Origin of the sequence: Halobium salinum (assembly GCF_026586625.1) — an archaeon.
Classification (GTDB): Archaea; Halobacteriota; Halobacteria; order Halobacteriales; family Haloferacaceae; genus Halobium; species Halobium salinum.
This window is the reverse complement of record NZ_JAODIW010000010.1, coordinates 92,946-115,319: the sequence shown is the minus strand read 5'-3', so window position 1 is coordinate 115,319 and position 22,374 is coordinate 92,946. Positions and strand designations below refer to the sequence as shown.

Sequence of the window (22,374 nt, the reverse complement as noted above, 5' to 3'; positions counted from 1 at the left end):
TCCGGCACGAGGTGCCTGCGTGATGCAGGCGTGTCGTCCATCCGGTCCGACGAGGAAAAAGCATCGGGTTCGACTCCGAGTGCCCAGCCCTCGGCGTGAACCCCCGACACCGTGTCCGGCGTTGACGAACCATCAAGACCCCACCCGTGCAACGCGAGGACATGAGCCACACACCCACTGGACCGCTCGACTTCGAGGACCGCGTCGCGTTCGTCACCGGGACCAGTCGCGGCATCGGGAAGGCGCTCGCGCTCGCGCTCGCGGACCACGGCGTCCGCGTCGTCTCGACGGGGAAGACCGTCGACGGCCACGACCGACTGCCGGGTACCATCGTCGAGACGACCGAGGAGATTCGCGAGCGCGGCGGCGAGTCCATCTACGTCGAACTCGACGTCCGCGACGAGGAGAGCGTCCAGTCCGCCGTCGACCGGACCGTCGACGAGTGGGGTCGGCTCGACTTCGTCGTCAACAACGCCGGCGCCATCCACTTCGGCAACGTCGCCGACACGCCGCCGAAGCGCTTCGACCTCCTCATGGGCGTCAACGCGCGCGGAGCGTACACGACGACTCACGCCGCGCTCCCCCACCTACTCGATGGCGACGGTGGGCACGTCCTCAACATGTCGCCGCCGCAGTCCATCGACGCCGCACCCGGGAAGGCCCCATACGCGCTGTCGAAACTCGGCATGACGTTCCTCGCGAAGTCCCTCGCGGGAGAGCTGGCGGGACAGGGGGTCGCCGCCAACGCGCTCTGGCCGGTCGCGGCCATCGAGACGGAGGCGACCCGCCACTTCGAACTCGGCCAACCGGAGGACTGGCGGACGCCGGAAATCGTCGCGGACGCGACCCTCGAAGTGCTCTCGCGGGACCCCGACGAGTTCACCGGACACGCGCTGTACGACGAGGACGTGCTGCGCGAGGCCGGCGCCGAGACGTTCGACGACTACGCGGTCGTCGAGGGCGAGGAGCCCGGTCCGAGCTCGGCTCGGTTGTTCGACCCCGAGTACGAATCGAATAACCGGTAGAATCGAGGCCTCTACAGGCCGAAGTCGGTCGCGACCCGCGACAGTCACGAACGTTTTGTAAGGACACGTTACCCACAGGGTGACGTGCTATCGGCCCACTTACTTAACCGTCCGCCGTGCGTCGTGTCGCTGTGAAGTTCCCCTTCGTGTCAGCTGTCGGGTCAGACGGGCGTCGGTACGACCTCCCGGACGACCTCGACGGCACGCCGTCGCTCGTGCACGTCTCGTTCGGTTCGGACCCGGAGGACGCCTCGACGTGGCGCTCGCTCGTCGACAGTCTCGCCGGCGACTCTCCGGAGTTGGGGTGGCACGAGGTCCAGGTCCACCAGCGCGGCCGGGACGGCGGACGACCGGTGACCGACGGCGGCCCCGCCGTTCGGGCCGCCGACGCCGACGACTCCTCGGCGCTGACGCTCCACACGGACGAACGCGGCCTCCGCGCGGCGCTCTCGCTGGACGGCGACGAAACCCACGGGTACACGATGCTGCTCGACGGCGACGACGTCCGGTGGACGACGACGGGCCCCGCCACCGAGGACACCGAGGCGGAGCTGCGCGACATCCTCGGCTGCTGAGACGGCTCGAGCCGCGTTCTGCCCTCTTCGTCTCGCACCCTCTTTCACTCCCCGTCCGCGTCCGCTCTTCACCTCTCGGACTTCCGGACGAGCCCGGCTACTCGACGACGAACTCGACCGGGTACTCCGTGAGGTTCTCGTGGCCGTCCTCGGTGACGACGACGATGTCCTCGATGCGGACCCCGCCGACGGCGGGGTCGTACAGTCCCGGCTCGACCGTGATGACGTGGCCCGACTCCAGCTCCTCGCCGTCGGGGGCGACGCGCGGCTTCTCGTGGACGTCGAGACCGACGCCGTGGCCCGTCGAGTGGATGAACCCCGTCTCGGTCGTCGGGTCGGAGCGTAGCGTCGGGAGCCCGGCCTCCTCGTACACGTCGCAGGCGGCGTCGTGAACGGCCTCGCCCGTGACCCCCGGTTCGACGGCGTCGAGGGCGGCGTCGAGCGCCTCGTGGGTCAGGTCGTACCACTCCCGCAGGGTGTCGCTCGGCTCGCCCTTGCAGAACGTTCGGGTCATGTCGGCGTGATACTTCGTCGTCTTCGAGCGCGGGAAGATGTCGACGATGATACCCTCGTTCGCGCGGAGCGGACCGCTCCCCCGGTCGTGGGGGTCGGCCGCGTCGGCGCCGCAGGCGACGATGGTCTCGTCGAGCGCACACCCCTCGCGTAGGAGCGCGACCTCGATCTCCTCTTTCACGCGCTCGCTGGTGAGCGTCTCGCCCTCGTAGCGGAGCACGCCGTCGTCGCCGACGTCGGCGGCGCGAATCAGGTCTTCGGCGGCGTGCATCGACGCCTCGTTCGCCTTCTGGGCGGCACGGACGTGTTCGACCTCCTCGTCGGTCTTCACCGCGCGGATGCGTTCGATGCGGTCCTCGGGGTCGGCGTCGACGCCGACACCGTGCGTCCGGAGGCCGTCGGCGGCGCCGAGCGGGAACTCGTAGGGCGTCGTGACGCGCTCGACACCGTGGCTGTCGAGGAAGGCGGCGAGCGTCGAGGTGCGGTCGGCGAGGGAGTCGGTCCCGTCGTCGTCCTCGCTCTTTCGGGTGTCCGCCTCGGCGTCGACGCGAGCGCTGTGGGCGACCGAGTCGGCCCGGGCCTCCTTGGTCGCCCGCCCGTACTCCAGCCCGGAGACGAGCAGGTGGGTGCCCTCGGGGGTGTGGAGGGTGGTGAACGGGTCCGGGGCGTCGAAGCCGGAGAGGTACCGCTGGTCGGAGTCGTCGCTCGCGGCTTGTACGAGGTAGCCGTCGTACCCTTCCTCGCGGAGGAACTCGTCGAGCGCGGAGAGGTCCGGGTCCATGCGTGACCCTGACGGGGGGCCGGCAAAACGATTGTCCTCCCGGTGCGCCGTGACCGTGTCGTCGTCGACGACGCCCTCGACTCGTCTCCGGACCGTCCCGCGAAAAACGGCCACCTCCGGTAGCCTCATGGCACGGGCGCCGAACCGTCGACGCATGGACGCCGTCATCTCGAAGTCGTGGGTGGAGGGCCGGACGCGGGCCCCGCCCTCGAAGAGTTACACGCACCGAGCGATTCTCGCCGCCGGCTACGCCGACGGGGCACGGGTGCTGAACCCGCTCGTCTCCGCCGACACCGAGGCGACGATGCGGTCGGTCGAGGCGTTCGGTGGGTCCGTGGAGCGCTCGACCGACGCCGACGGCGACGGGGACGTGACGGCGCTCGACGTGACCGGTTTCGACGGCCGGCCGGGCGTGCCCGACGACGTCATCGACTGCGCCAACAGCGGGACGACGATGCGTCTCGTCACCGGCTGTGCCGGCCTCGCCGACGGCATCACGGTGCTCACCGGCGACGGCTCCCTGCGCTCGCGACCGCAGGGGCCCCTGCTCGACGCCCTCGACGCGCTCGGCGGTCGCGCGGAGAGCACCCGTGGGAACGGACAGGCGCCGCTCGTCCTCAAGGGGCCGACCGCCGGCGGCGAGGTGTCCATCCCGGGCGACGTGTCCTCGCAGTACATCACCGCGCTCCTGATGGCCGGCGCGGTGACCGACGAGGGTGTGGACATCGACCTCGAAACCGAGCTGAAGTCGGCACCGTACGTCGACATCACGCTCGAACTGCTCGCCGACTTTGGGGTGGAGGCGACGGCGGTGTTCGAGGGAGAAGACGACGACCACGACACTGCCGACGCGACGGGATTCCACGTCGACGGCGGGCAGTCTTACTCGCCCGAGGGCGGCGAGTACCACGTTCCCGGCGACTTCTCCTCCATCTCCTACCTCCTCGCGGCGGGGGCGGTCGCCGCCGAGGAGGGCGCGTCCGTCGTCGTCGAGGGGGCCGTCCCGAGCGCACAGGGGGACACCGCTATCGTCGAGATTCTGGAGCGCATGGGCGCCGACGTGGAGTGGGACCGCGAGGCGGGCGAACTGGTCGTTCGCGCCTCGTCGCTCTCGGGCGTCGAAGTCGACGTGGGCGACACGCCGGACCTCCTGCCGACCATCGCGGTCCTCGGGGCCGTCGCCGACGGCGAGACGCGCATCACGAACTGCGAGCACGTCCGATACAAGGAGACCGACCGCGTGAGCGCGATGGCCGAGGAACTCGGGAAGATGGGCGTCGAGGTGACTGAGGAGCGGGACGTCCTGACGGTCCACGGAAGCAGGACGGACCTCGTCGGCGCCGACGTCGACGGGCGCGCCGACCACCGAATCGTCATGTCGCTCACGGTCGCCGGGCTCGTCGCCGACGGCGAGACTCGCGTCGCGGGCGCGGAACACGTCGACGTGTCGTTCCCGGACTTCTTCGAGACGCTCGGAGACATCGGCGCCGACGTGGACCTCGTGGACTGAGACGGTCACGGTACACGGTCACACCCCTCCGGCAGGCTCTTCTTCGGGGCCCGAATCGGTCGTCACATGCGACGCGACGACCTCGCCGCCGACCTCCTCGACCGCCAGTCGGCGGACGGATACGTGTTCCCGGCCTACGAGGATTACTGCTTCGCGAGCGTCCCCGGCACCGTCTACGACCTGTTCGGTGCCGATATCGGACCGACGCTCCCGAGTGACGCCGTCGACGCCGCGCTCGGTCGGGGCGGCCTCGACCACGTCGTCGTCCTCCTCGTCGACGGTTTCGGCTACGAACAGTGGTCCTGCCACGTCGACGACGAGACGATGGGTCTCCTCCCGGCGGTGGAGGAAACCGGGACGGTCACGCCGCTCACCTCCGTCTTCCCCTCGGAGACGGCGTCGGCCATCCCGACGTACCACACCGCGAACTACCCGCACGAACACGGTGTCCACGGCTGGTTCCAGCACGTACCCGAGTTGGACCACGTCGTGGAGGCGCTCCCGTTCACGACGATGAACGGGCCGCCGGTGCCCGAGGTGTATCCGGACTTCGAGCGCGGGGACCTCTACGTCGTGCCCGACCACTACGACGCGACCGAGTCCGAGACCGGCGTCGACACCCACCTCCTGGTCCCGACGGCCATCGCGAGTGAGAACCGCCGGGCCGTCGGCTACGACGGCCTCGGCGAGTTCGCCGACCGACTCGGGGAGACGGTCGAGGGGGGTGGGCCTCGGTCGGTGACGTTCGCCTACCTTCCGCACGTCGACGCCGCGAGCCACCGGTCCGGGACTCGCTCCGAAGAGTACCACGAGACGCTCGTCGGTGTCGACGACGCGGTTAGCCGCGGCCTCTCGAAGGTGAGCGACGAGACGGCCGAGGATACCGCTGTCGTCGTCACCGCCGACCACGGCCACGTCGACACCGACCCGAATACGAACGTCGACCTTCGCGACCCGTGGTTCGCGCCACTCTGGGGGCTGTTCGAGCGCCGCGACGACGGGACCGCCGTGCCGCCGACCGGCAGTCCGCGACAGCTCCACTTGCACCTCAGAGACAAGTACGGAGACTGGACCACAGAAGGGGTCGAGGCGGCGGCCCGCCGCATCGTCGACCGCGCGTTCGACGCGCTGGTGCTCACGAGGGACGAGGCCATCGACCGCGAACTGTGGGGGCCGGGGGACTACTCGGAGACGTTCCGCGAGCGATGTGGCGACCTCGTCGTCGTCCCGAAATCGAAGGGCGTCTGGTACGAGGCGGACCATATCGGCCTCGTCGGGATGCACGGCGGGATGACCGAAGAGGAGATGCTCGTTCCCTTCGGAACGGCGCGGCTGGCGGACCTGCGGTAGCCTGTCGTCACCGACGCCGACCGCGTCCTCCCCCTGCTCGCACCGTTGCGCCTTCTACAAACGCTAAGTGCCGGGAGCGCCGACGGCGACCATGAACGGCAACCGCTTCGGTCGGCTCTTCCAAGTCACCACCTTCGGCGAGAGCCACGGCGAAGCCATGGGCGTTACCGTCTCGGGCTGTCCCGCCGGGCTCGAACTCTCGGAGAAACGCATCCAGCGCGAACTCGACCGGCGAAAGCCCGGGCAGTCGATGATCACCACCAGCCGCGGCGAGCCCGACGAGGTGTCCATCAAGAGTGGAGTGCAGGACGGCTACACGACGGGCACCCCCATCGGGATGGTCATCCAGAACAAGGACGCGCGCTCGGGGAAGTACGAACCGTTCGTCACCGCACCGCGACCCAGCCACGGGGACTTCACCTACTCCGCGAAGTTCGGCACGCGCAACTGGGGCGGCGGCGGCCGCTCCAGCGCGCGCGAGACGGTGAACTGGGTCGCCGCCGGCGCCATCGCCCAGGAGATTCTCGCAACCGAGGGCGTCGAGGTGAAGGCGCACGTCAACCAGATCGGCGACATCGAGGCCGGCGACGTGAGCTGGAAGGAGCTGTTGGAGCACTCCGAGGAGAACGACGTTCGCTGTGCGGACCTCGACGCGGCTGAGAAGATGCTCGAACGCATCGAAGAGTACCAGAAGCAGGGCGACTCCATCGGCGGGAGCATCTACTTCGAGGCGCGCGGCGTTCCCCGAGGATTGGGCGCGCCGCGCTTCGACTCCTTCTCCGCCCGGTTAGGGCAGGCGATGATGTCGGTGCCGGCGGCCTCCTCGTTCGAGTTCGGCCTCGGTCGCGAGGCGCGGACCTACACCGGGTCGGAGCGCAACGAGGACTGGCAGTTCGACGACGAGGGCGTCCCCGAGCCGGTCGGCAACGACCACGGCGGGATTCAGGGCGGCATCACGACCGGCCAGCCGGTGTTCGGCGAAGTGACGCTCCACGCGCCCACGTCGATTCCGAAAGAGCAGAAGACGGTCGACTGGGAGACCGGCGAGGAGAAGGAGATCCAGGTCGTCGGTCGCCACGACCCGGTGTTGCCGCCGCGTGGCGTACCCGTCGTGGAGGCGATGTTCGCGCTGACGATTCTGGACTTCATGCTCTTGGGCGGGCGCATCAACCCGGACCGCCTGGATGGAAAGCCGGGTGAGTACCGGACGGAGTACCACCCGCGGAGTCCGGAAAACGTGGTGCGAGACGAGGAGTAGCCTCTCAAGAAGAACGATTGAGCTTCCTGTAGGCGAGCACGCCAAAGAGGGCGACGAGGGTGAGGGCGATAGCGTTCACCTCTTTTCGTCGGTCCGGGTCGTCGAACGGGTTGGCGTTCTCGCGGTTGTCCATGTCTGTGTCGATGGACTCGTTCTCGTACTCGTAGGAATTGTCGAGCCACGGCCCCCTCGCCGGTTCGTAAGAAGTGTTCCACTGCTTCGTTTTCGAGTCCGGCGAGCCGACGAATTCGACTTGATCGAGAGCTCCTTCCGTGTCCCTCGGTCGCTCGGTGTAGAGGCGTCCTTCACCCGCAATCTTGTCGCCGACGGGTTCCAGTAGCTCGACGGTGAAGGTCTCGCTCGAATACGATGGGATTCCGACGGCGTAGAAGCTCCCGTCCGTGCCCTCGGTGTTCACCAAGAGCTTCATTCCGTACGTCTGTGGGCCGGGGTTGACGATCTCCACCTTCGCTACGGACGAGGTCTCCCCGTCGACGGTGCCCTCGGTTACAGTGACGTTCCCGATGTAGGGTGTCGGGTAGGCTTCGGCGTCCGCGGTCTCTATGTCTCGGGTGATGTTGTAGCTGGTCGAGTTCCCGAAGGTCGAGAAATCGACGGTGTGCTCGTCTTTGGTGACGTCAAAGCCTCGGCTCGTATTGAACGACCATCTCTCCACATCTCCAGGGGAAATGGCGAATTCCTGTTCAGTGAGCTCCTCGTTATCGACCCATATTGAGAAGCCACTGGTGATGGTTTTACTCTCGCTATTCTGTGCAGTCACGCGGATTTTTCCGTGCCGGTCGTAAGAAAGGGTATATTCTATACCTTCAAACGAATTTATTTGTCGTTCACCATATTCATTTTTGGATATATCACCAGTGCCGGCAGCACCGCCGACAATCATCATCGCCACAATTAGAACTGGGAGGAGTGACTTGTATGCTAATCTTCTATACAACGGTTGAACACTCCTGCTGGTATTCCGACGCTACACCCTCGCATCTCTCGCTCTGCTCTCCAACTACCGAATCAGCCAACTCGGATTTCGTCGCTACACCCTGAACGGACACTGATTTGTCGAAGAATCTCTGACTGACCACTCGCTCCTCACCGGTCTCCGGATTCGTCCCCACGACGCTCACTTGTCCGAGGACGTCGGCACGTGTCTCGACCACATTGTTCCAGTCCCGAGATGTGCTTGATATTTCTTTCGACGTACCAGTCTGCTTCTCGACAGTCCACGCGTTCACCACGGTCTGTTGCTCTATCTGTGCCCGATTTCGCTGGCTGTACGAATACGCACTTGCAGCGTCGTCGAACGTGCGATCCACCTGCCACTCGTAGCGCGCAGGTTCGACCACGACTTGCCGAGTCGCGTGGTAGGTTCGAACGCTTCGTTGGACCGTCCGATCGTACCCGAACTCGTACTGTGTCTCGTATCGCGCGTCCCGCACCTTCACCTGACGAGAGTGACCGGTGAAGTCGTGATTCGGGGCGTACTTGCTGAACGACCAGTACGTCTCGGTCTCGGCGGTAGTGTAGGTGTATGTGTCTGTGTAGCTACGCCGGACGCGATCCCTCTCGGTCCGGGTGAACGTCCGAGTCGTCTCGAAACAGCCGTACGGCAAACACGTCGTGATGTCCTTCGTGTACGTCTCCGTTCTGGTCACAGTATCCCAGTACGTGACCTCTCGTGTCCCGGTGTGTTCGATCTCCCGTGTGTACTCGAACTGCTTCTTCGTTCGATAGTTCGCCGACTGTGTCTTCACACGTCTCATTTCGCCGGTGAACGTCCCTCTCCCACCTCTTGAACTCCTCCACTCGGTTTCGTGGACGGTCTCCGCAACCGTCTGAGTGTCGATACCCCCGGTTTGCCACTCGTCGTTCGACTGTAAGAACAGCCGTCGCATTGACGCGGTCGAAAAGCCTCTAGACCGGGTCTCACGCTCGGCTTCTTCGATTTTCACGCGCTCCTTCGCTACGTACTCTCGAGCCGTCTCCTTGTTCGTGACCGAGTAACCTCGACGGAGATAGCGATCACGCGCGTACTGTGATGTGACCTGCTCTTTGTGGATGATTGGCTTCTCGACGACGTATCGGACGTTCTCCGCAAAGACGCCGTCGTACTTCTTGCGTACCCCATTCACTACCGTTACGTCGGGTATCTCCGCCTCGTTCGCGTCTTCGGGCCGAACATCGTTGAACACGCTGACTCGCTTCTGATCGTTCTTCAGGAACTCTGAGGCGGGAACCTCGATGACCCCTGTCCATTGACGAACCTCCTGAATGCTCTCGGGATTCGTCTGATGCCGGTTCCATTCGACGATATCTGCCTCTGTTTCTTCTATTCCGAGCTCCAAATTCAGCTTGTAACTATTCTTACTGAGGCGGTATTTTCTCGTTTCAACGGCAACACGTACCGTATCGTTGGGTCGGTAAGGCCCCTCGCTCACTACTTCTACCTGTTTGATCGGGGGGACAATGTAATCGAGATAACTAAACGGCTTTCGTGTGGCGTGCCCCTCTCCATCTCTGAGAACCAGCGAGGCATTGCGAACCATGCTGAACCGCGCAGTAGTGTTGTCCCCACTGGTCGGTGTGGCACCATGCTTCCAGATGTATTCCACTCGATCGCCATCAGGGTCGAAGGAGTCACTGGCGTCTACAACTACGTCCCACGCCATCGCGTAGTGTTTCTGTTTCTCGGGTCTAACGTCTAGTCTGAGCACAGGAGGACTATTCTGAACATCTATACTGCTCTCCTGAATCACACTCCATGCGCTTTTGCTAGATACGTAGGTTTTGAGATTAGATTCTAGTGGCTGAGGACTCATCCAGTACGACCTAACTACCAGAGTATCATTTGGTCTATAATAATCAGCAGATGGCTGGTAACCACCTGTGTTCATCTTCCTTACTTTATCAGATTTTTTTACCGCGTGCAGCCAATCTATGTTCTCCTTCGGAACCCCATTCAAATCGATCTCCAGCACGTGCTTAGCCGCGTATCGCTCGGGATCGAGCCGCTCGTGATACGAATCGACTGGCCCGTTGACGAACTCGGCTCTGACGACTTCGGGCGTTCCGGAGACGGGGACTTCGCGCGACACCTTCACGCGCTGTCCGCGGCCGTCGACCGCGGTCACGACGACCGTGTGGTTTCGGTTCACTTGGGCTCCCGGAACCGCGAACCGGACCGTCCGCTCCGTTGCCTGTTCTCCACGCGACCCGACGGTCTGTTCGGGCCAGCGTTTCACGGTCCGACCGTCGACCGAGACATCCAGAGAGCGGAGGTTTCCGTAGCTGTCGCTCGCGAGCCCGCGCCCGGAGAGACCGTTGCGCCCGGTGAGTGCCGGAATCTCCACCGTCGGAGCGGGGTCGACGGTCACGCCCGTCGACCCGTCGGCGAACTGCGCCACGTCTCGTGAGCCATCCTCGTACCTGACGATTGCGTGGATGTCGTGGTCCCCCGGCCGCCACGACACCGTGGCGCTCTTTCCTCGGGAGGCGAGCGTGCGGTCGGTGACCCACCGAACCGTCTGCACTGCGTCACCGCCGCCCGAGAGGCGGTACGTCGAATCGAACGGTGCAGTACCGGTGAGGAGCTTCGGTCCGCGGACGGTCGGGCTCTGCCGGTCGGCGACCGTCGGCTGACTTCCGGTCGCCCCCCCACTCGGCCCGACGGGGGAAGCCCGCTCCGCACGAACCGACACGGCGTCCGTGGCGTTGAGGCCGTCGTCGTCGACGACCGTCGCGGTGACATCGTGCGGACCGGGCGTCACAAAGGAGACTGATACCGTGCCGTCGCCCCCGTCGGCGACAGTGCGCCGTGCGACGGTCCGACCGTCGACCTGCCAAACGATACGGCGGAGCGGTGCGCTGCCTCGTGACACGTTTGCGCGATAGGTTTCGGTGGTACCGACGGTAGACCGAGCCGGACCCGACACCGCCACCGTCGGTGCGTCTCCTCGAACGACGTCGACGTAGAGAGTGTCGCTCCGCTCCCGACCGTCGTCGTCGGTCGCGGTGAGCGTCACCGCGTATCGGCCGAGTTCGGTGGGTGTGAAGGACGTCTGCGGGTCAGTGGCGTCCGTCGGGGTGGTGGCCGTCCCGGCAGGCGTCTCGATTGACCATTGATACGAGACGACGTCCCCGTCCGGGTCTCGGGTTCCGGTCCCGTCGAGTGCGATTCTCGTGTTCCGTTCGACCGTCTGGTCGAGTCCGGCGTCGACCAGGGGTGCTTCGTTCGTCGGGGTCGCGACTCCCACGTTGGCGAGCGTGGCCACTACGAGGAGTAGTGCGACCGTCAGGGCTTCGTTCATCGTCGCCTGGAGTGATTTCCTCTCGGTCTGTAATTTAAAACTTCTTATTATTCACTAATCTGGACTAGAACGTGAAGTAGCGAGCGCGGTGGAATATGTGCCTGGCGTGAGGGCAGAAGGGGGAACGCCACCGGGGAGAACTGATCGCCGACGTGCGACGAGCGCCCCGAATCGACCCCATCTAAGTGCCCCCGGCGCACATCCCCGGCCATGAACCTGTTCGGAACGGCCGGCATCCGGGGGAGCGCCGAGGAGCGCGTCACCCCGGAGCTGGCGCTCTCGGTCGGGCGGGCGGTCGGTGCCGAGGCGGTCGCGGCCTCCGCGGCGGACGAGACACCCGAAGTCGTCGTCGGCCGCGACGGGCGTGTCACCGGGCCGTCGCTCGTCGCCGCCGTCGAGTCGGGGGTCACCTCCGCCGGCGCCGACGTGGTCCGCGTCGGGGTGCTCCCGACGCCGGCGCTGGCGTTCGCCTCGCGCGGGCGACACGGCGTGATGCTCACCGCCTCGCACAACCCGCCGACGGACAACGGCATCAAGGTGTTCGACGACGCCGAGGAGATTCCGCGAGGGAAGGAGGAGGCGGTCGAGGAGCGTGTCGGCGGCGACAACCGACCTGCCCCGTGGGACCACTGGGGCGAGGCGGGCGAGGAGTCCCCCCTCCGGGCTTATCGGCGGGCCGTCGCCGACTACGTCCGGGAGACGGGGTCGGCGAGCGTCGACCCCGGTGTCGGCGCCGGTCTCGACGGCGAGGGCGACGGGGACGAGACGCCTGCGACCCCCCTCGACGGCCTTCGCGTCGCCGCCGACTGCGGCAACGGGATGGGGTCGGTCGCGACACCGCAGGTCCTGCGGGCGCTCGGCGCCGAGGTCGTCACGCTCAACGCGAACGTCGACGGCCACTTCCCCGGCCGCGAGAGCAAACCGACGCCCGAGTCCCTCCACGACCTCCGCGAGTTCCTCGCCGACGCCGAGGACTCCGGTGAGCCGTTCGACTTCGGACTCGGTCACGACGGCGACGCCGACCGCATCGTCGTCGTCGCGCCCGACGGCGAGGTCGTCCACGAGGACACCGTCGTCGCGATTCTCGCGGAGCACTACGTCCGGAGCGTCGAGGCGGAGGCAGGAGTCGACGACCCGGTCGTCGTCACGACGCCGAACGCCTCCGGGCGCATCGACGAACGCGTCGAGGCCGCCGGCGGGCGGGTCGAGCGTGTCCGACTGGGGGCGCTCCACGAGGGCATCGCGTCGGCCCGCGCCGACGGCGGCGACGTGGTGTTCGCGGCCGAGCCGTGGAAGCACGTCCACACCCGATTCGGCGGCTGGATCGACGGCGTCGCCTCCGCGGCCGTGCTCGCGGACCTCGTCGCGAGCAAGGGGCTCGCGGCCCTTCGTGCGCCCGTCACCGAGCGCCCCTACGAGAAGATGAGCATCGCCTGTGCCGACGACGCGAAGGCGGCGACGATGGCGGGACTGGAGACGGCGCTCCCGGAGGCGTTCCCCGACGCGGAGTCGTCGACGGAGCACGGCGTGCGGCTCTCGTTCCCGGACGGGTCGTGGGTACTCGTGCGGCCGAGCGGGACGGAGCCGTACGTCCGCATCTACGCCGAGAGCGACGAAGTCGAGCGACTCGTCGCCGAGGCGCGCGAGGTCGTCGAGTCGGCGGTCGCGGCCGCCGAGCGTTAGTCGAGTCGGCGGCCGTCTCACCGAATTCGGGGGTCGTTTCGCCCCGAAGATAGCTTCTGACTTTCTTTCCTCCGGTTTGACGCTGGACCGGCTACCGGGGCAGAACGACGGCTTTATTCATGGATGTGCACGTTGTGTCGGACAGAGATGGACCGATTCGACCGACGCACGTTCATCAAGGGGACAGGCATCGCGGGACTCGTGGGGCTGGCCGGGTGTACCGGCGGGCCGACGGGTGGCGGCGACAACGAGAGCGGCGGGGGCGAGGAGACCACGACCGCCGGCGGCGACACGACCTCCGAGTCCGGCGGGAACGAGACCGGCAACGAGAGCGCCGACGGCGGCTCCTCCGGTGGCTCCGGGAGCGACGTGAACGTCGGCGTCGTGTACGCGACCGGCGGGCTCGGCGACGGGTCGTTCAACGACCAGGCACAGCAGGGCATCCAGCAGGCCGAGTCCGAGTACGGCATCAGCTACAACGAGGCCCAGCCCGACGAGGTGTCGCAGTTCAAGAACTTCCAACAGCAGTTCGCCTCCTCGACGGACCCGAACTACGACCTCGTCTCCTGCATCGGCTTCCTGCAGGCGGACGCCCTGAGCGAGGTCGCCCCGCAGTACCCCGACCAGTCGTTCCAGATAGTCGACAGCGTCGTCGAGGCCGACAACGTCGCGAGCTACGTGTTCAAGGAGCACGAGGGGTCGTTCCTGGCCGGACAGATGGCCGGGATGCTCACAACCTCCTCGTTCAGCGCGGGCGCCGGCTCGACGAACGAGGAGAAGGTCGTCGGCTTCGTCGGCGGCGTCGAGGGTGAGCTCATCGGCAAGTTCGAGGCCGGGTACAAAGCCGGCGTGAAGAACGTCTCCGAGGACATCCAGGTCCAGTCGACGTACGTCGGGAGCTTCAACGAGCCGAGCGGCGGGAAGGAGGCGGCGCTGTCGATGTACAACGCCGGCGCAGACATCGTCTACCACGCCGCGGGGAACACTGGTACCGGCGTGTTCCAGGCCGCCCAGGAGCAGGGCGCGTACGCCATCGGCGTCGACCGCGACCAGTCGGTGACGAAGTCGAGCTACCAGAACGTCATCCTCGCGTCGATGGTCAAGCGCGTCGACACGGCAGTGTTCAACGCGGCCGAGGCCGTCGTCCAGGGGAACTTCGAGGGCGGCAGCGTGACGACGCTCGGCCTCGAACAGAACGGCGTCGCGCTCGTCTACGGGCAGGGGTTGAAGTCCGACATCCCGTCGGACGTGAAGTCGGAGGTCGAGAGCGTTCGGGAGAGCATCATCTCGGGCGACATTTCCGTCCCGAGCGACCCGTCGAACGTCTAATTAGAGCCGCCGATGAGCACGGCGGTCACACTCGACGGAATCACGAAACGCTTCCCGGGCGTCGTCGCCAACGACGACGTGACCCTCGAAGTCGAGCGCGGCACGGTCCACGCCCTGCTCGGCGAGAACGGGGCGGGCAAGACGACGCTGATGAACGTGCTGTACGGGCTGTACGAGCCGACGGCCGGGCAGGTGTACGTGGACGGCGAGCCCCGCGAGTTCGACTCGCCGCGGGACGCCATCGACGCCGGCGTCGGCATGATTCACCAGCACTTCATGCTCGTCGACCCGATGACGGTCGCCGAGAACATCACGCTGGGCAACGAGCCTCGCAAGTGGGGCGGGCTCGCGGTCGACCGCGACGCCGCCCGAGAGCAGGTGCGGGAGCTGTCCGAGCGGTACGGCTTCGACGTGGACCCCGACGCCGACGTCGAGGACGTGTCGGTCGGCGTTCAGCAGCGCGTGGAGATTCTGAAGGCGCTGTATCGAGGTGCGGACGTCCTCATCCTCGACGAGCCGACGGCCGTCCTCACCCCACAGGAGGTCGAGGAGCTGCTCGCCGTGCTGGAGGAGCTCACCGCACAGGGGAAGACGATTATCTTCATCACGCACAAGCTCGGCGAAGCGATGCACGCCGCCGACGACATCACCGTCCTCCGGGACGGGAAGAACGTCGGGAGCGTGAAGGCCGACACCACCACCCGCGAGGAGCTCGCGGAGCTGATGGTCGGCCGCGAGGTGCTGATGGAGACCGACAAGCCGCCGGCGGAGCCGGGGGCCGTCTCGCTCGCCGTCGACGGCCTCCGCGCGACCGACGAGCGCGGCGTCGAGGTCGTCTCCGACGTCTCCTTCGACGTACGCGAGGGCGAGGTGTTCGGCATCGCCGGCGTCGACGGCAACGGCCAGGCCGAACTCATCGAGGCCGTCACCGGCCTCCGACAGCCGGAGTCGGGGACCGTCTCCTTCGGGGGGACGGACGTCACCGACTGGTCGCGTCGCCGACGAATCGACGAGGGGATGGCGTACATCCCGGAGGACCGCCAGGAGCGCGGGCTCGTGATGGAGTTCGACCTCGTCGACAACGCCATTCTCGGCAGTCAACACACGGCACCGTTCGCCCGCGGCGGCCGCATCGACTGGGACGCCACCCGGGAGCACGCGGAGCGCATCGTCGCCGAGTACGACGTCCGTCCGCCGAACGCGGACGCGACCTCCGGGTCGCTCTCCGGCGGGAACCAGCAGAAGTTCATCGTCGGCCGGGAGTTCGAGCGCGACCCGGAACTCGTCGTCGCGACCCACCCCACCCGAGGGGTGGACATCGGCTCGACGGAGTTCATCCACGACCGCCTGCTCGACCTCCGCAACGAGGGCCGGGCCGTCCTCCTGGTCTCCTCGAAGCTCGACGAGGTCCAGGGGCTCTCGGACCGACTCGCCGTCATGTACGAGGGCGAGGTCATGGACGTGGTCGACCCCGAGGCCGTCACCGAGGAGGAACTCGGCCTGCTGATGGCCGGGGAGTACCCCGAGGGGTACGGTCCGGAGTCGGAGGCGGGCGACGCTGGTTGCGTCGCCACCGACGGGGAGCCGAACGAGGCGACGCAGCCGGCCTCGAACGACGGAAGTGAGGGGGGTACCAGATGAGTTCCGACGACACTCCGAACACGGAAACCGACGCCGCAGACAGCGACGGGCGCGAGCCCGGGACGAACACCGGACAGTCCGACGCGCCGGCCGCCATCGAGCGGCTCGTGCGGGCCTCGGCCGTCGAGCGCGCGCTCATCAGCGTGTCGGCGCTCCTGCTGTCGGTCGCTGTCGGGTTCGTCCTCATCCTCGCCGCCGGGCGGATGACGACCTGCTCGACGGCGGCGACGACGTACTTCGGCGTCGGGTTCTGTTACGACCCCGTCACCGTGTACGACCTGCTGTTCCTCGGCGCGTTCGGGGACCTCTCCTCGGACCTCATCAACGGGCAGCTGGCGACGACGCTGTCACAGACGACGGTGCTGATGTTCACCGGCGTCGCCGTCGCGGTCGCCTTTCGTGCCGGCATCTTCAACATCGGGACGCAGGGCCAGCTCGTCGTCGGCGCGCTCGGCTCCGCGGTCGCGACGCTGTGGGCGTCGACGCTCGTCTCCGGCGTCGTCGGGACGCTCCTGTTGCTCCCGTTCGGCCTGGCCGTCGGCGCGTTCGTCGGCGGCGTCTACGGGGCCATCCCGGGGGCGCTGAAGGCGTACGCCGACGCCAACGAGGTCATCACGACCATCATGTTGAACTTCGTGGCGACCGCCGTCGCGCTGTACCTCGTCCAGGACCACTTCCAGGACCCCGAGAGCGTCGCCACCCAGACGGTGCCGCTGCCGGAGTACGCGACGTTCCCGAGCGTCATCTTCCGCGCGCGCGACGACTTCTCGCTCGTCGCGTTCGTCGTGGCGGCCGCGCTGCTCGTCGCGGTGTACCTGCTTATCGAGCGTACGTCCTTCGGCTACGACCTGCGTACGAGCGGAATCCAGCCCGAGGCGGCCGAGTACGGCGGCGTCGACGCCGCCCGAACGGTCGTCGCGAGCATGACCCTCTCCGGGGCGCTCGCCGGGATGGGTGGTGCGGTGTACGTGCTCATGATTATCGGCAACTTCCAGACCGGCGTCCCGGCGTACGGCTTCGACGGTATCACCGTCTCCATCCTCGCGGGTAACAACCCGCTCGGGGTCGGCTTCGCGGCGCTCCTCTTCGGGGTGCTGAAGTCCGGCTCCATCGTGGTCGACGTCGGCACCGACGTGCCGCCCCAACTCGTCGGAGTGCTCCGCGGGCTCATCATCCTGTTCGTCGCCATGCCGGAGTTCTTCCGGATGATCGGCACCCGAGTGTGGTCCGTCCGGCCGAGCGGGTCGGGTGGCCAGCCGGTGACCGACGGCGGTACGGTCGCCGACTCCCGTGGCGACGTGGAGGACGACGTCGACGCGGAGAGTGGCGTCCCGACCGAGGGGGGTGAGCGCGATGAGTAGCGAGACCGTGAGAGGTCGGCTGACGGACGGGGAGCTCTCGCCCCAGCGGGTCGCCGGCCTCGTCGCCGCGGTGCTGCTCGCCGGCCTCGTCCTCTGGGGGTTCGCCTTTCCGGAGACACAGGCCGGGCGGTTCGTCGCCATCCTCACCGACCGCTCGACGCTCGCCGCGACGCTCCGCCTCTCCGTGCCCATCGCCTTCGCCGCGCTCGGCGGCATCTTCGCCGAGAAGAGCGGCGTCATCAACATCGGGCTCGAGGGGCTGCTCATCGTCTCGGCGTTCGGCGGCGTCTACATGGCCGACGTGACCGGCTCCGTCTGGATGGGGCTGGCCGCGGGCATCGTCGCGAGCACGCTGCTCGCGCTGCTGTTCGCCGTGGTGTGTATCGAGTTCCGCGCCGACCAGATCATCGCCGGGCTCGCCATCTGGCTCATCGCGCTCGGTCTCGCGCCCTTCGCCTCGCAGGTCGTCTACGGCGGACCGAACACCGCCAGCGTCGACACGGTGGACGCCATCGTGATTCCGGGACTCTCGTCCATCCCGTTCTTCGGGGCGCTGTTCAGCGCGACGCCGTTCGTCTACCTGATGTTCGGGGCCGTCGCGGCCTCGTGGTGGACGCTCAACCGCACCTCGTTCGGCCGGTGGGTGAACGCCTCCGGGGAGAACCCGAAGGCGCTCGACACCGCCGGCGTGAACGTTACCCGCGTGCGCTACGCCGCGGTGTTGCTCTCGGGCGTACTCTGTGGCTTCGGCGGCGCCGCGCTGTCGCTGTCCATCGGGCAGTTCGTCGGCAGCGGCTCGACGATGGTGAACGGGAAAGGGTTCATCGCCATCGTGACGTACCTGTTCGGCAACTACAACCCGGTCGGCGCGCTGCTGTCGACGATGCTGTTCGCCGGGCTGGACGCCCTGCAGCTGACCCTGCAGGCACGCGACGTGTTCGCCGTGCCCCAGCCGCTCGTGCGGACCATCCCGTACGTGACGGTCATCATCGTGCTCGCGCTGTTCGGCCGGACGCGAATTCCAAAGGCGGCTGGCGAGCACTACGAGTCCGGCGACGAGTAGTCGGGCTTCGTCTTCGGTGTCGCTGTTTTCGAGGGATGGATTATTATCAGGTTAGCGACTTTTTTCCATCGTGAGTTTCACCGACCCGAAGTCTGCGGCTCTCGGAAGCGAAGAACTGGCCTTCTGGCCAGTGATTACTTTCAGTCTGTTGTACGTCGGAGACGACGAGTTCTGGGTTGTTCCCGTCCTGTTCGTGCTTGGCCTCTCCGGGGGTGTCACTTTCATCGTATTCGGAAACATTCGGAAGTGGGTCGAAGAGACCGACGGCGAATCAGAGGAGGAGTCCGACGTTCTACGAATCTTGGAAGAAGTCCACGCTGGTGTCCCGGAGAACTGGTTGTCACAAGGGACTCTTTTGTTGGGAATCGCACTCAACTTCGGTGCTGGCCTCTATCTGTGGCCAAGTCTCGTGAATCTCGGGAACAGCGACGCTTCAGTCGTCGCGTTTGCTGTCGCTGTACTGGCAGTGCTCCCTCTGTTGTGGATTGGAACCTTCTTTGGAGCGCTCGTTTGGAGTCGGTAACGAGTACTGGAACTAGGAGTGCGAAAGCCCCCGCCTGCTCGATTCGGGCGGCTCGCTGCGCGCTTCACTCCCTCGCTACGCTCGGTCGTTGTAGTGCTTACGTCGTCCCGAGAAGTGCCGTCGGCACTTCTCGTGGGCTCACGAGAGCTGCGCTCTCGTGAACGCCGTCCGTCGCCGAGTAGGCGGCCCCTTTCGGAGCCCCACCCACCGCACCGCGCCTCGTCCTCCCCAACCGCTTCGCTCGCTATGCTCGCTCAGCCCTCGCACGAAGCGCTCGCGGCACGGAGGCCGCGAGGCGCGCGCCGGCCGCCCCTCCGTGGTTCCCGTGAGCCGGAGGCGAACGGGAGCCAGCGAGACGAGCGAAGCGGGTCTCGCGTTGGCTGCCGAGACGTGCGAGGGACCGCGGCCGCCCGGAGGCTGGGGAGGTGTGAGGGCTGTGCTGTTGCGGTCCTGGCGGTCTGCAGAAAGCGAAGCTTTCTGCGATGCCACTGAGCTTTGCTCAGTGAGCAACTCGCAAAGAGCGGGAGGGCTTTGCTGGGACACGGCTACGACGGCAGAAACACCGAGAGTACCGTCTCCACCACCAACCCAATTAACCCGACCTCGGCATAACAACACAATCGGGCATAAAGATATTTCCTCCCGCCCTCGGGAGTCACGCCCATGACTACCCACGAGTACGACGTCGCGGTGGTCGGCGCGGGGACCGCCGGCTGTTACGCGGCCGCGACCGTCGCCCGGGAGGGGCTGGACGTCGTCGTCGTCGAGCGCAAGGACGAGGACGAGGCGGGCCACATCGCCTGCGGCGACGCGCTCAAGGGCGCCGACGCGTTCCCCGAGGCCATCCCGAAGGAACAGATCGAACCGGCGTTCACCAACACGGACGTCACCCACGGGCGCTTCGAGATTCCGAGCCACGACACCGTCCTCGACATCCCCATCCCGGGCGAACTCGCCGTGCTCGACCGCTGGGAGTACGGCCGACTCCTCATCGAGGGCGCCGACGAGGCCGGCGCCGAGTTCCACTACGACACCGTGGTCCAGGACGTCGTCCAAGACGACGACGGGACCGTGACGGGCTTGGAAGCCAGGCGGAAGGGCGAGGACGTCGAGTACGAGGCCGACGTGACCATCGACGGCGCCGGCTCCCTCTCCCTCCTCCAAGACAAAGCCGACCTCTCCGAGTCTACCTTCGACACGAACGTCTCCTACTCGCAGTTCTGCTCCGCGTATCGGGAGGTCGTCGACGTCGAGGAGGAAGTCGAGTGGAAGGACGCGCTCGTGTTCAAGCCGACCAAGCGCGCGGCGGGCTACCTCTGGTACTTCCCGCGCACGGACACCGAGATCAACGCCGGCCTCGGCTTCCAGATGAACGAGGAGCCGATGAAGCTCGTCGAGGACCTCAAAGAGGACCTGCGTGACCGCCCCGAGTTCGAGGGTGCCGAGGTGAAGGACAAACTGGGCGCCGCGCTCCCGACCCGCCGGCCCTACGACTCGGCGGTTGCCCCGGGGTTCATGGCCGCCGGCGACGCCGCGGCCCACGTCAACCCGACGACCGGCGGCGGCATCGCGGGCGCCGCCTACGCCGGCAAGTACGCGGGCGAACAGGCCGTCGAGGCCGTCGAGACGGGCGACACCAGCGAGGAGGCCCTCTGGCGCTACAACGAGCGCGTCATGGGTCACTTCGGCGCACGCTTCGCCGCGCTCGACGTGTACAACGTCCTCTCCACCGCCATCGACATCGACGACCTGATGGGGCTACTCGCGTCGCTCCCCGGCGAGAAACTCGCCGAGGCGCTCTACTCGGGCACCACGTCGATGAGTCCCCTGCTGCTGGCTCGGACCGCCTTCGACTCCCGTGGCTACTGGAGCGTCATCAAGAACTTCTACGAGACGAAGGGGCTCGCCGAGGAGGTCATGCGCCACTACGAGCGCTACCCGAGCCGCCCCGCGGCGCTCGCGACGTGGCAGGAGAGCCGCGACGAGCTGATGGACCGCGTCTACGAGACGACCGGCGCCGACCCGAAGTACTGACTCACGGGGCTGACCGCTCCCCTCGCCCCTCTTTTCGACGGTTCGGTTAGAAGCCCTTTAGCTGACCGCGTGCTACCTCCGGCGGGGCCACCGGCCGACGCGGCGGACTCATCGACCCGAGACCGACCCCACCGCCGTCCCCGCTGTCATCGCGTGCCCGTCCGGTCGGCCCCCGAGATGATGTATTCAGACAACTCACCCTCCGAGAGCCGTGTCCGTACCCGTGCGAGCGCCGAGTCGACCGAATCGACCGGGTCCGACCGCGGTTCCGGGTGTCGGGCCCGAAACCGGTGTCGAAGTCGGTCTCGAAGCCGAGGTCGGACCCCCTCCGAGCGCCGCCGGACCTGCCCCGAGTGCGACGGTGCCCCTCGCGAGACCGCCGACGGCGAGACCGCCTGTGACGACTGCGGACTCGTCCTCGCCGACCGGCGCGTCGACCACGGTCCGGAGTGGCGCGCCTACACCAGCGAGGAACACCACGCACGCGCCCGCGTCGGCGCCCCGACCACCGGGACCCGCCACGACCGCGGGCTCACGACCGAAATCGGCCGCGGCGACCGCGACGCCGCCGGCGGGACGCTCTCACCCGAGCGTCGTCGCCGAGTCGAGCGCCTCCGGACGTGGCACCAGCGCGTCCGCACCGTCAGGACCGGCGAGCGCAACCTCCGCTTTGCCCTCTCCGAACTCGACCGGATGGCGAGCGCGCTCGGGCTCCCCCGGCACGTCCGCGAGACGGCCGCCGTCGTCTACCGCCGCGCGCTGGCCGAGGACCTGATTCGGGGCCGGTCCATCGAAGCGGTCGCCACCGCGACGCTGTACGTGGCCTGTCGACAGAAGAACCTCCCGCGCTCGCTTGCGGAGGTGACGGCCGTCTCCCGGGTCGAACAGCAGGACGTCGCCCGGGCCTCCCGGCACCTCTCGTCGAACCTCGGTCTCGAACTGCGCCCGGTCGAACCGACGGCGTACCTCCCGCGGTTCTGTTCCCGACTCGACCTCTCGGCCGAGACGCACGCGAAGGCCGCCGAGGTGCTCGCGATTTCGGCCGAAGCGGGCCACTGCTCCGGGCGCTCCCCTACCGGCTGTGCCGCCGCCGCGGTGTACACCGCCGCCATGCTCTGTGGCGAGAAGCGTACCCAATCCGACGTGGCGGCGGCCGCCGGCGTCACCGAGGTGACGATTCGCAACCGCTACCACGAGCAGGTGGAGGCGCTGAACCTGCTCGACGGCGTGAGGTAGTCGGCTCCGGGGCGGCCCCGCGGCAGCCGCAATCAGAACGAGTACGTCGCGATTTCGGTCGACTCGCACTCCGGACACGCTACCGACCCCTCGCCCACCGCCGTGCCGCAGCGGCGACACTCTCGGAGGTCGGCGGTCTCGCCTCGTCGTAGTGAGAAGGCCCGGTCGAA

At 67.1% G+C, this 22,374-nt stretch carries 16 protein-coding genes; 13 read left to right on the top strand and 3 right to left on the bottom strand.

Features of this window, described 5'->3' with window-relative positions; translation table 11 throughout:
* Positions 1-161 precede the first annotated feature (161 nt).
* Positions 162-1,025 carry an SDR family oxidoreductase gene (locus N5095_RS19200; RefSeq protein WP_267624788.1) on the top strand — a complete coding sequence of 288 codons (864 nt, stop codon included), beginning with the start codon at positions 162-164 and terminating at the stop codon, positions 1,023-1,025.
* Positions 1,026-1,156: 131 nt separating this feature from the next.
* Positions 1,157-1,600 carry a hypothetical protein gene (locus tag N5095_RS19195; protein ID WP_267624787.1) on the top strand — a complete coding sequence of 148 codons (444 nt, stop codon included), beginning with the start codon at positions 1,157-1,159 and terminating at the stop codon, positions 1,598-1,600.
* Positions 1,601-1,697: 97 nt separating this feature from the next.
* Here the strand turns inward: N5095_RS19195 and N5095_RS19190 are convergent, their stop codons facing one another.
* Positions 1,698-2,894: a M24 family metallopeptidase gene (locus N5095_RS19190; protein WP_267624786.1), complete on the bottom strand. Its 1,197-nt coding sequence runs from the start codon at positions 2,892-2,894 to the stop codon at positions 1,698-1,700.
* A gap of 154 nt (positions 2,895-3,048) precedes the next feature.
* On the opposite strand from N5095_RS19190, the gene aroA reads away from it, so the two are divergent.
* The 3 genes from aroA to aroC all read left to right on the top strand — a co-directional run bounded on the left by aroA (position 3,049) and on the right by aroC (position 7,012).
* Positions 3,049-4,404 (top strand): 3-phosphoshikimate 1-carboxyvinyltransferase, encoded by a 1,356-nt coding sequence (aroA, locus tag N5095_RS19185; RefSeq protein ID WP_267624785.1) that lies wholly within the window; start codon positions 3,049-3,051, stop codon positions 4,402-4,404.
* A 66-nt stretch (positions 4,405-4,470) separates the two neighbouring features.
* Positions 4,471-5,754: an alkaline phosphatase family protein gene (locus N5095_RS19180; RefSeq protein ID WP_267624784.1), complete on the top strand. Its 1,284-nt coding sequence runs from the start codon at positions 4,471-4,473 to the stop codon at positions 5,752-5,754.
* A gap of 91 nt (positions 5,755-5,845) precedes the next feature.
* Positions 5,846-7,012: a chorismate synthase gene (gene aroC / locus N5095_RS19175; RefSeq protein WP_267624783.1), complete on the top strand. Its 1,167-nt coding sequence runs from the start codon at positions 5,846-5,848 to the stop codon at positions 7,010-7,012.
* A gap of 4 nt (positions 7,013-7,016) precedes the next feature.
* On the opposite strand, the gene N5095_RS19170 is transcribed toward aroC, so the two are convergent.
* Together N5095_RS19170 and N5095_RS19165 are read right to left on the bottom strand one after the other, a co-directional pair.
* Positions 7,017-7,793: a hypothetical protein gene (locus N5095_RS19170; RefSeq protein WP_267624782.1), complete on the bottom strand. Its 777-nt coding sequence runs from the start codon at positions 7,791-7,793 to the stop codon at positions 7,017-7,019.
* Positions 7,794-7,962: 169 nt separating this feature from the next.
* A complete protein-coding gene (locus N5095_RS19165; RefSeq protein ID WP_267624781.1) occupies positions 7,963-11,334 on the bottom strand; it encodes a PKD domain-containing protein in 3,372 nt (1,123 codons plus the stop codon).
* Positions 11,335-11,544: 210 nt separating this feature from the next.
* Between N5095_RS19165 and N5095_RS19160 the strand changes: the two genes are divergently transcribed.
* The 8 genes from N5095_RS19160 (at position 11,545) to N5095_RS19125 (ending at position 22,204) form a co-directional block, all read left to right on the top strand.
* The gene (locus tag N5095_RS19160) at positions 11,545-13,017 is read left to right on the top strand and encodes a phosphohexomutase domain-containing protein (RefSeq protein WP_267624780.1); all 1,473 of its coding nucleotides are present in this window, start codon (positions 11,545-11,547) and stop codon (positions 13,015-13,017) included.
* 147 nt (positions 13,018-13,164) lie between these two features.
* A complete protein-coding gene (locus N5095_RS19155; protein ID WP_267624779.1) occupies positions 13,165-14,346 on the top strand; it encodes a BMP family lipoprotein in 1,182 nt (393 codons plus the stop codon).
* A 12-nt stretch (positions 14,347-14,358) separates the two neighbouring features.
* Positions 14,359-15,987: an ABC transporter ATP-binding protein gene (locus N5095_RS19150; RefSeq protein ID WP_267624778.1), complete on the top strand. Its 1,629-nt coding sequence runs from the start codon at positions 14,359-14,361 to the stop codon at positions 15,985-15,987.
* Complete coding sequence (locus N5095_RS19145) at positions 15,984-17,348, top strand: ABC transporter permease (RefSeq protein ID WP_267624777.1); 1,365 nt, start codon at positions 15,984-15,986, stop codon at positions 17,346-17,348. Before N5095_RS19150 ends, N5095_RS19145 begins: the two co-directional genes overlap by 4 nt.
* On the top strand, positions 17,341-18,411 hold the full coding sequence (locus tag N5095_RS19140) for an ABC transporter permease (protein ID WP_267624776.1): 1,071 nt from the start codon (positions 17,341-17,343) through the stop codon (positions 18,409-18,411). Before N5095_RS19145 ends, N5095_RS19140 begins: the two co-directional genes overlap by 8 nt.
* A 70-nt stretch (positions 18,412-18,481) precedes the next feature.
* A complete protein-coding gene (locus N5095_RS19135; RefSeq protein ID WP_267624775.1) occupies positions 18,482-18,934 on the top strand; it encodes a hypothetical protein in 453 nt (150 codons plus the stop codon).
* Positions 18,935-19,597: 663 nt separating this feature from the next.
* Positions 19,598-20,968 (top strand): geranylgeranyl reductase family protein, encoded by a 1,371-nt coding sequence (locus N5095_RS19130; protein ID WP_267624774.1) that lies wholly within the window; start codon positions 19,598-19,600, stop codon positions 20,966-20,968.
* A gap of 177 nt (positions 20,969-21,145) precedes the next feature.
* Entirely contained in the window at positions 21,146-22,204 is a 1,059-nt protein-coding gene (locus N5095_RS19125; RefSeq protein WP_267624773.1) for a transcription initiation factor IIB, read from the top strand.
* The last annotated feature ends 170 nt before the right edge of the window (positions 22,205-22,374 follow it).

Bases quoted from the DNA above. Each gene is read 5' to 3' on its own strand.
- N5095_RS19200 (WP_267624788.1), top strand. From the start codon at position 162: ATGAGCCACACACCCACTGGACCGCTCGACTTCGAGGACCGCGTCGCG.
- N5095_RS19190 (WP_267624786.1), bottom strand. From the start codon at position 2,894: ATGGACCCGGACCTCTCCGCGCTCGACGAGTTCCTCCGCGAGGAAGGG.
- aroA (WP_267624785.1), top strand. From the start codon at position 3,049: ATGGACGCCGTCATCTCGAAGTCGTGGGTGGAGGGCCGGACGCGGGCC.
- N5095_RS19180 (WP_267624784.1), top strand. From the start codon at position 4,471: ATGCGACGCGACGACCTCGCCGCCGACCTCCTCGACCGCCAGTCGGCG.
- aroC (WP_267624783.1), top strand. From the start codon at position 5,846: ATGAACGGCAACCGCTTCGGTCGGCTCTTCCAAGTCACCACCTTCGGC.
- N5095_RS19165 (WP_267624781.1), bottom strand. From the start codon at position 11,334: ATGAACGAAGCCCTGACGGTCGCACTACTCCTCGTAGTGGCCACGCTC.
- N5095_RS19160 (WP_267624780.1), top strand. From the start codon at position 11,545: ATGAACCTGTTCGGAACGGCCGGCATCCGGGGGAGCGCCGAGGAGCGC.
- N5095_RS19155 (WP_267624779.1), top strand. From the start codon at position 13,165: ATGGACCGATTCGACCGACGCACGTTCATCAAGGGGACAGGCATCGCG.
- N5095_RS19150 (WP_267624778.1), top strand. From the start codon at position 14,359: ATGAGCACGGCGGTCACACTCGACGGAATCACGAAACGCTTCCCGGGC.
- N5095_RS19145 (WP_267624777.1), top strand. From the start codon at position 15,984: ATGAGTTCCGACGACACTCCGAACACGGAAACCGACGCCGCAGACAGC.
- N5095_RS19140 (WP_267624776.1), top strand. From the start codon at position 17,341: ATGAGTAGCGAGACCGTGAGAGGTCGGCTGACGGACGGGGAGCTCTCG.
- N5095_RS19130 (WP_267624774.1), top strand. From the start codon at position 19,598: ATGACTACCCACGAGTACGACGTCGCGGTGGTCGGCGCGGGGACCGCC.
- N5095_RS19125 (WP_267624773.1), top strand. From the start codon at position 21,146: ATGATGTATTCAGACAACTCACCCTCCGAGAGCCGTGTCCGTACCCGT.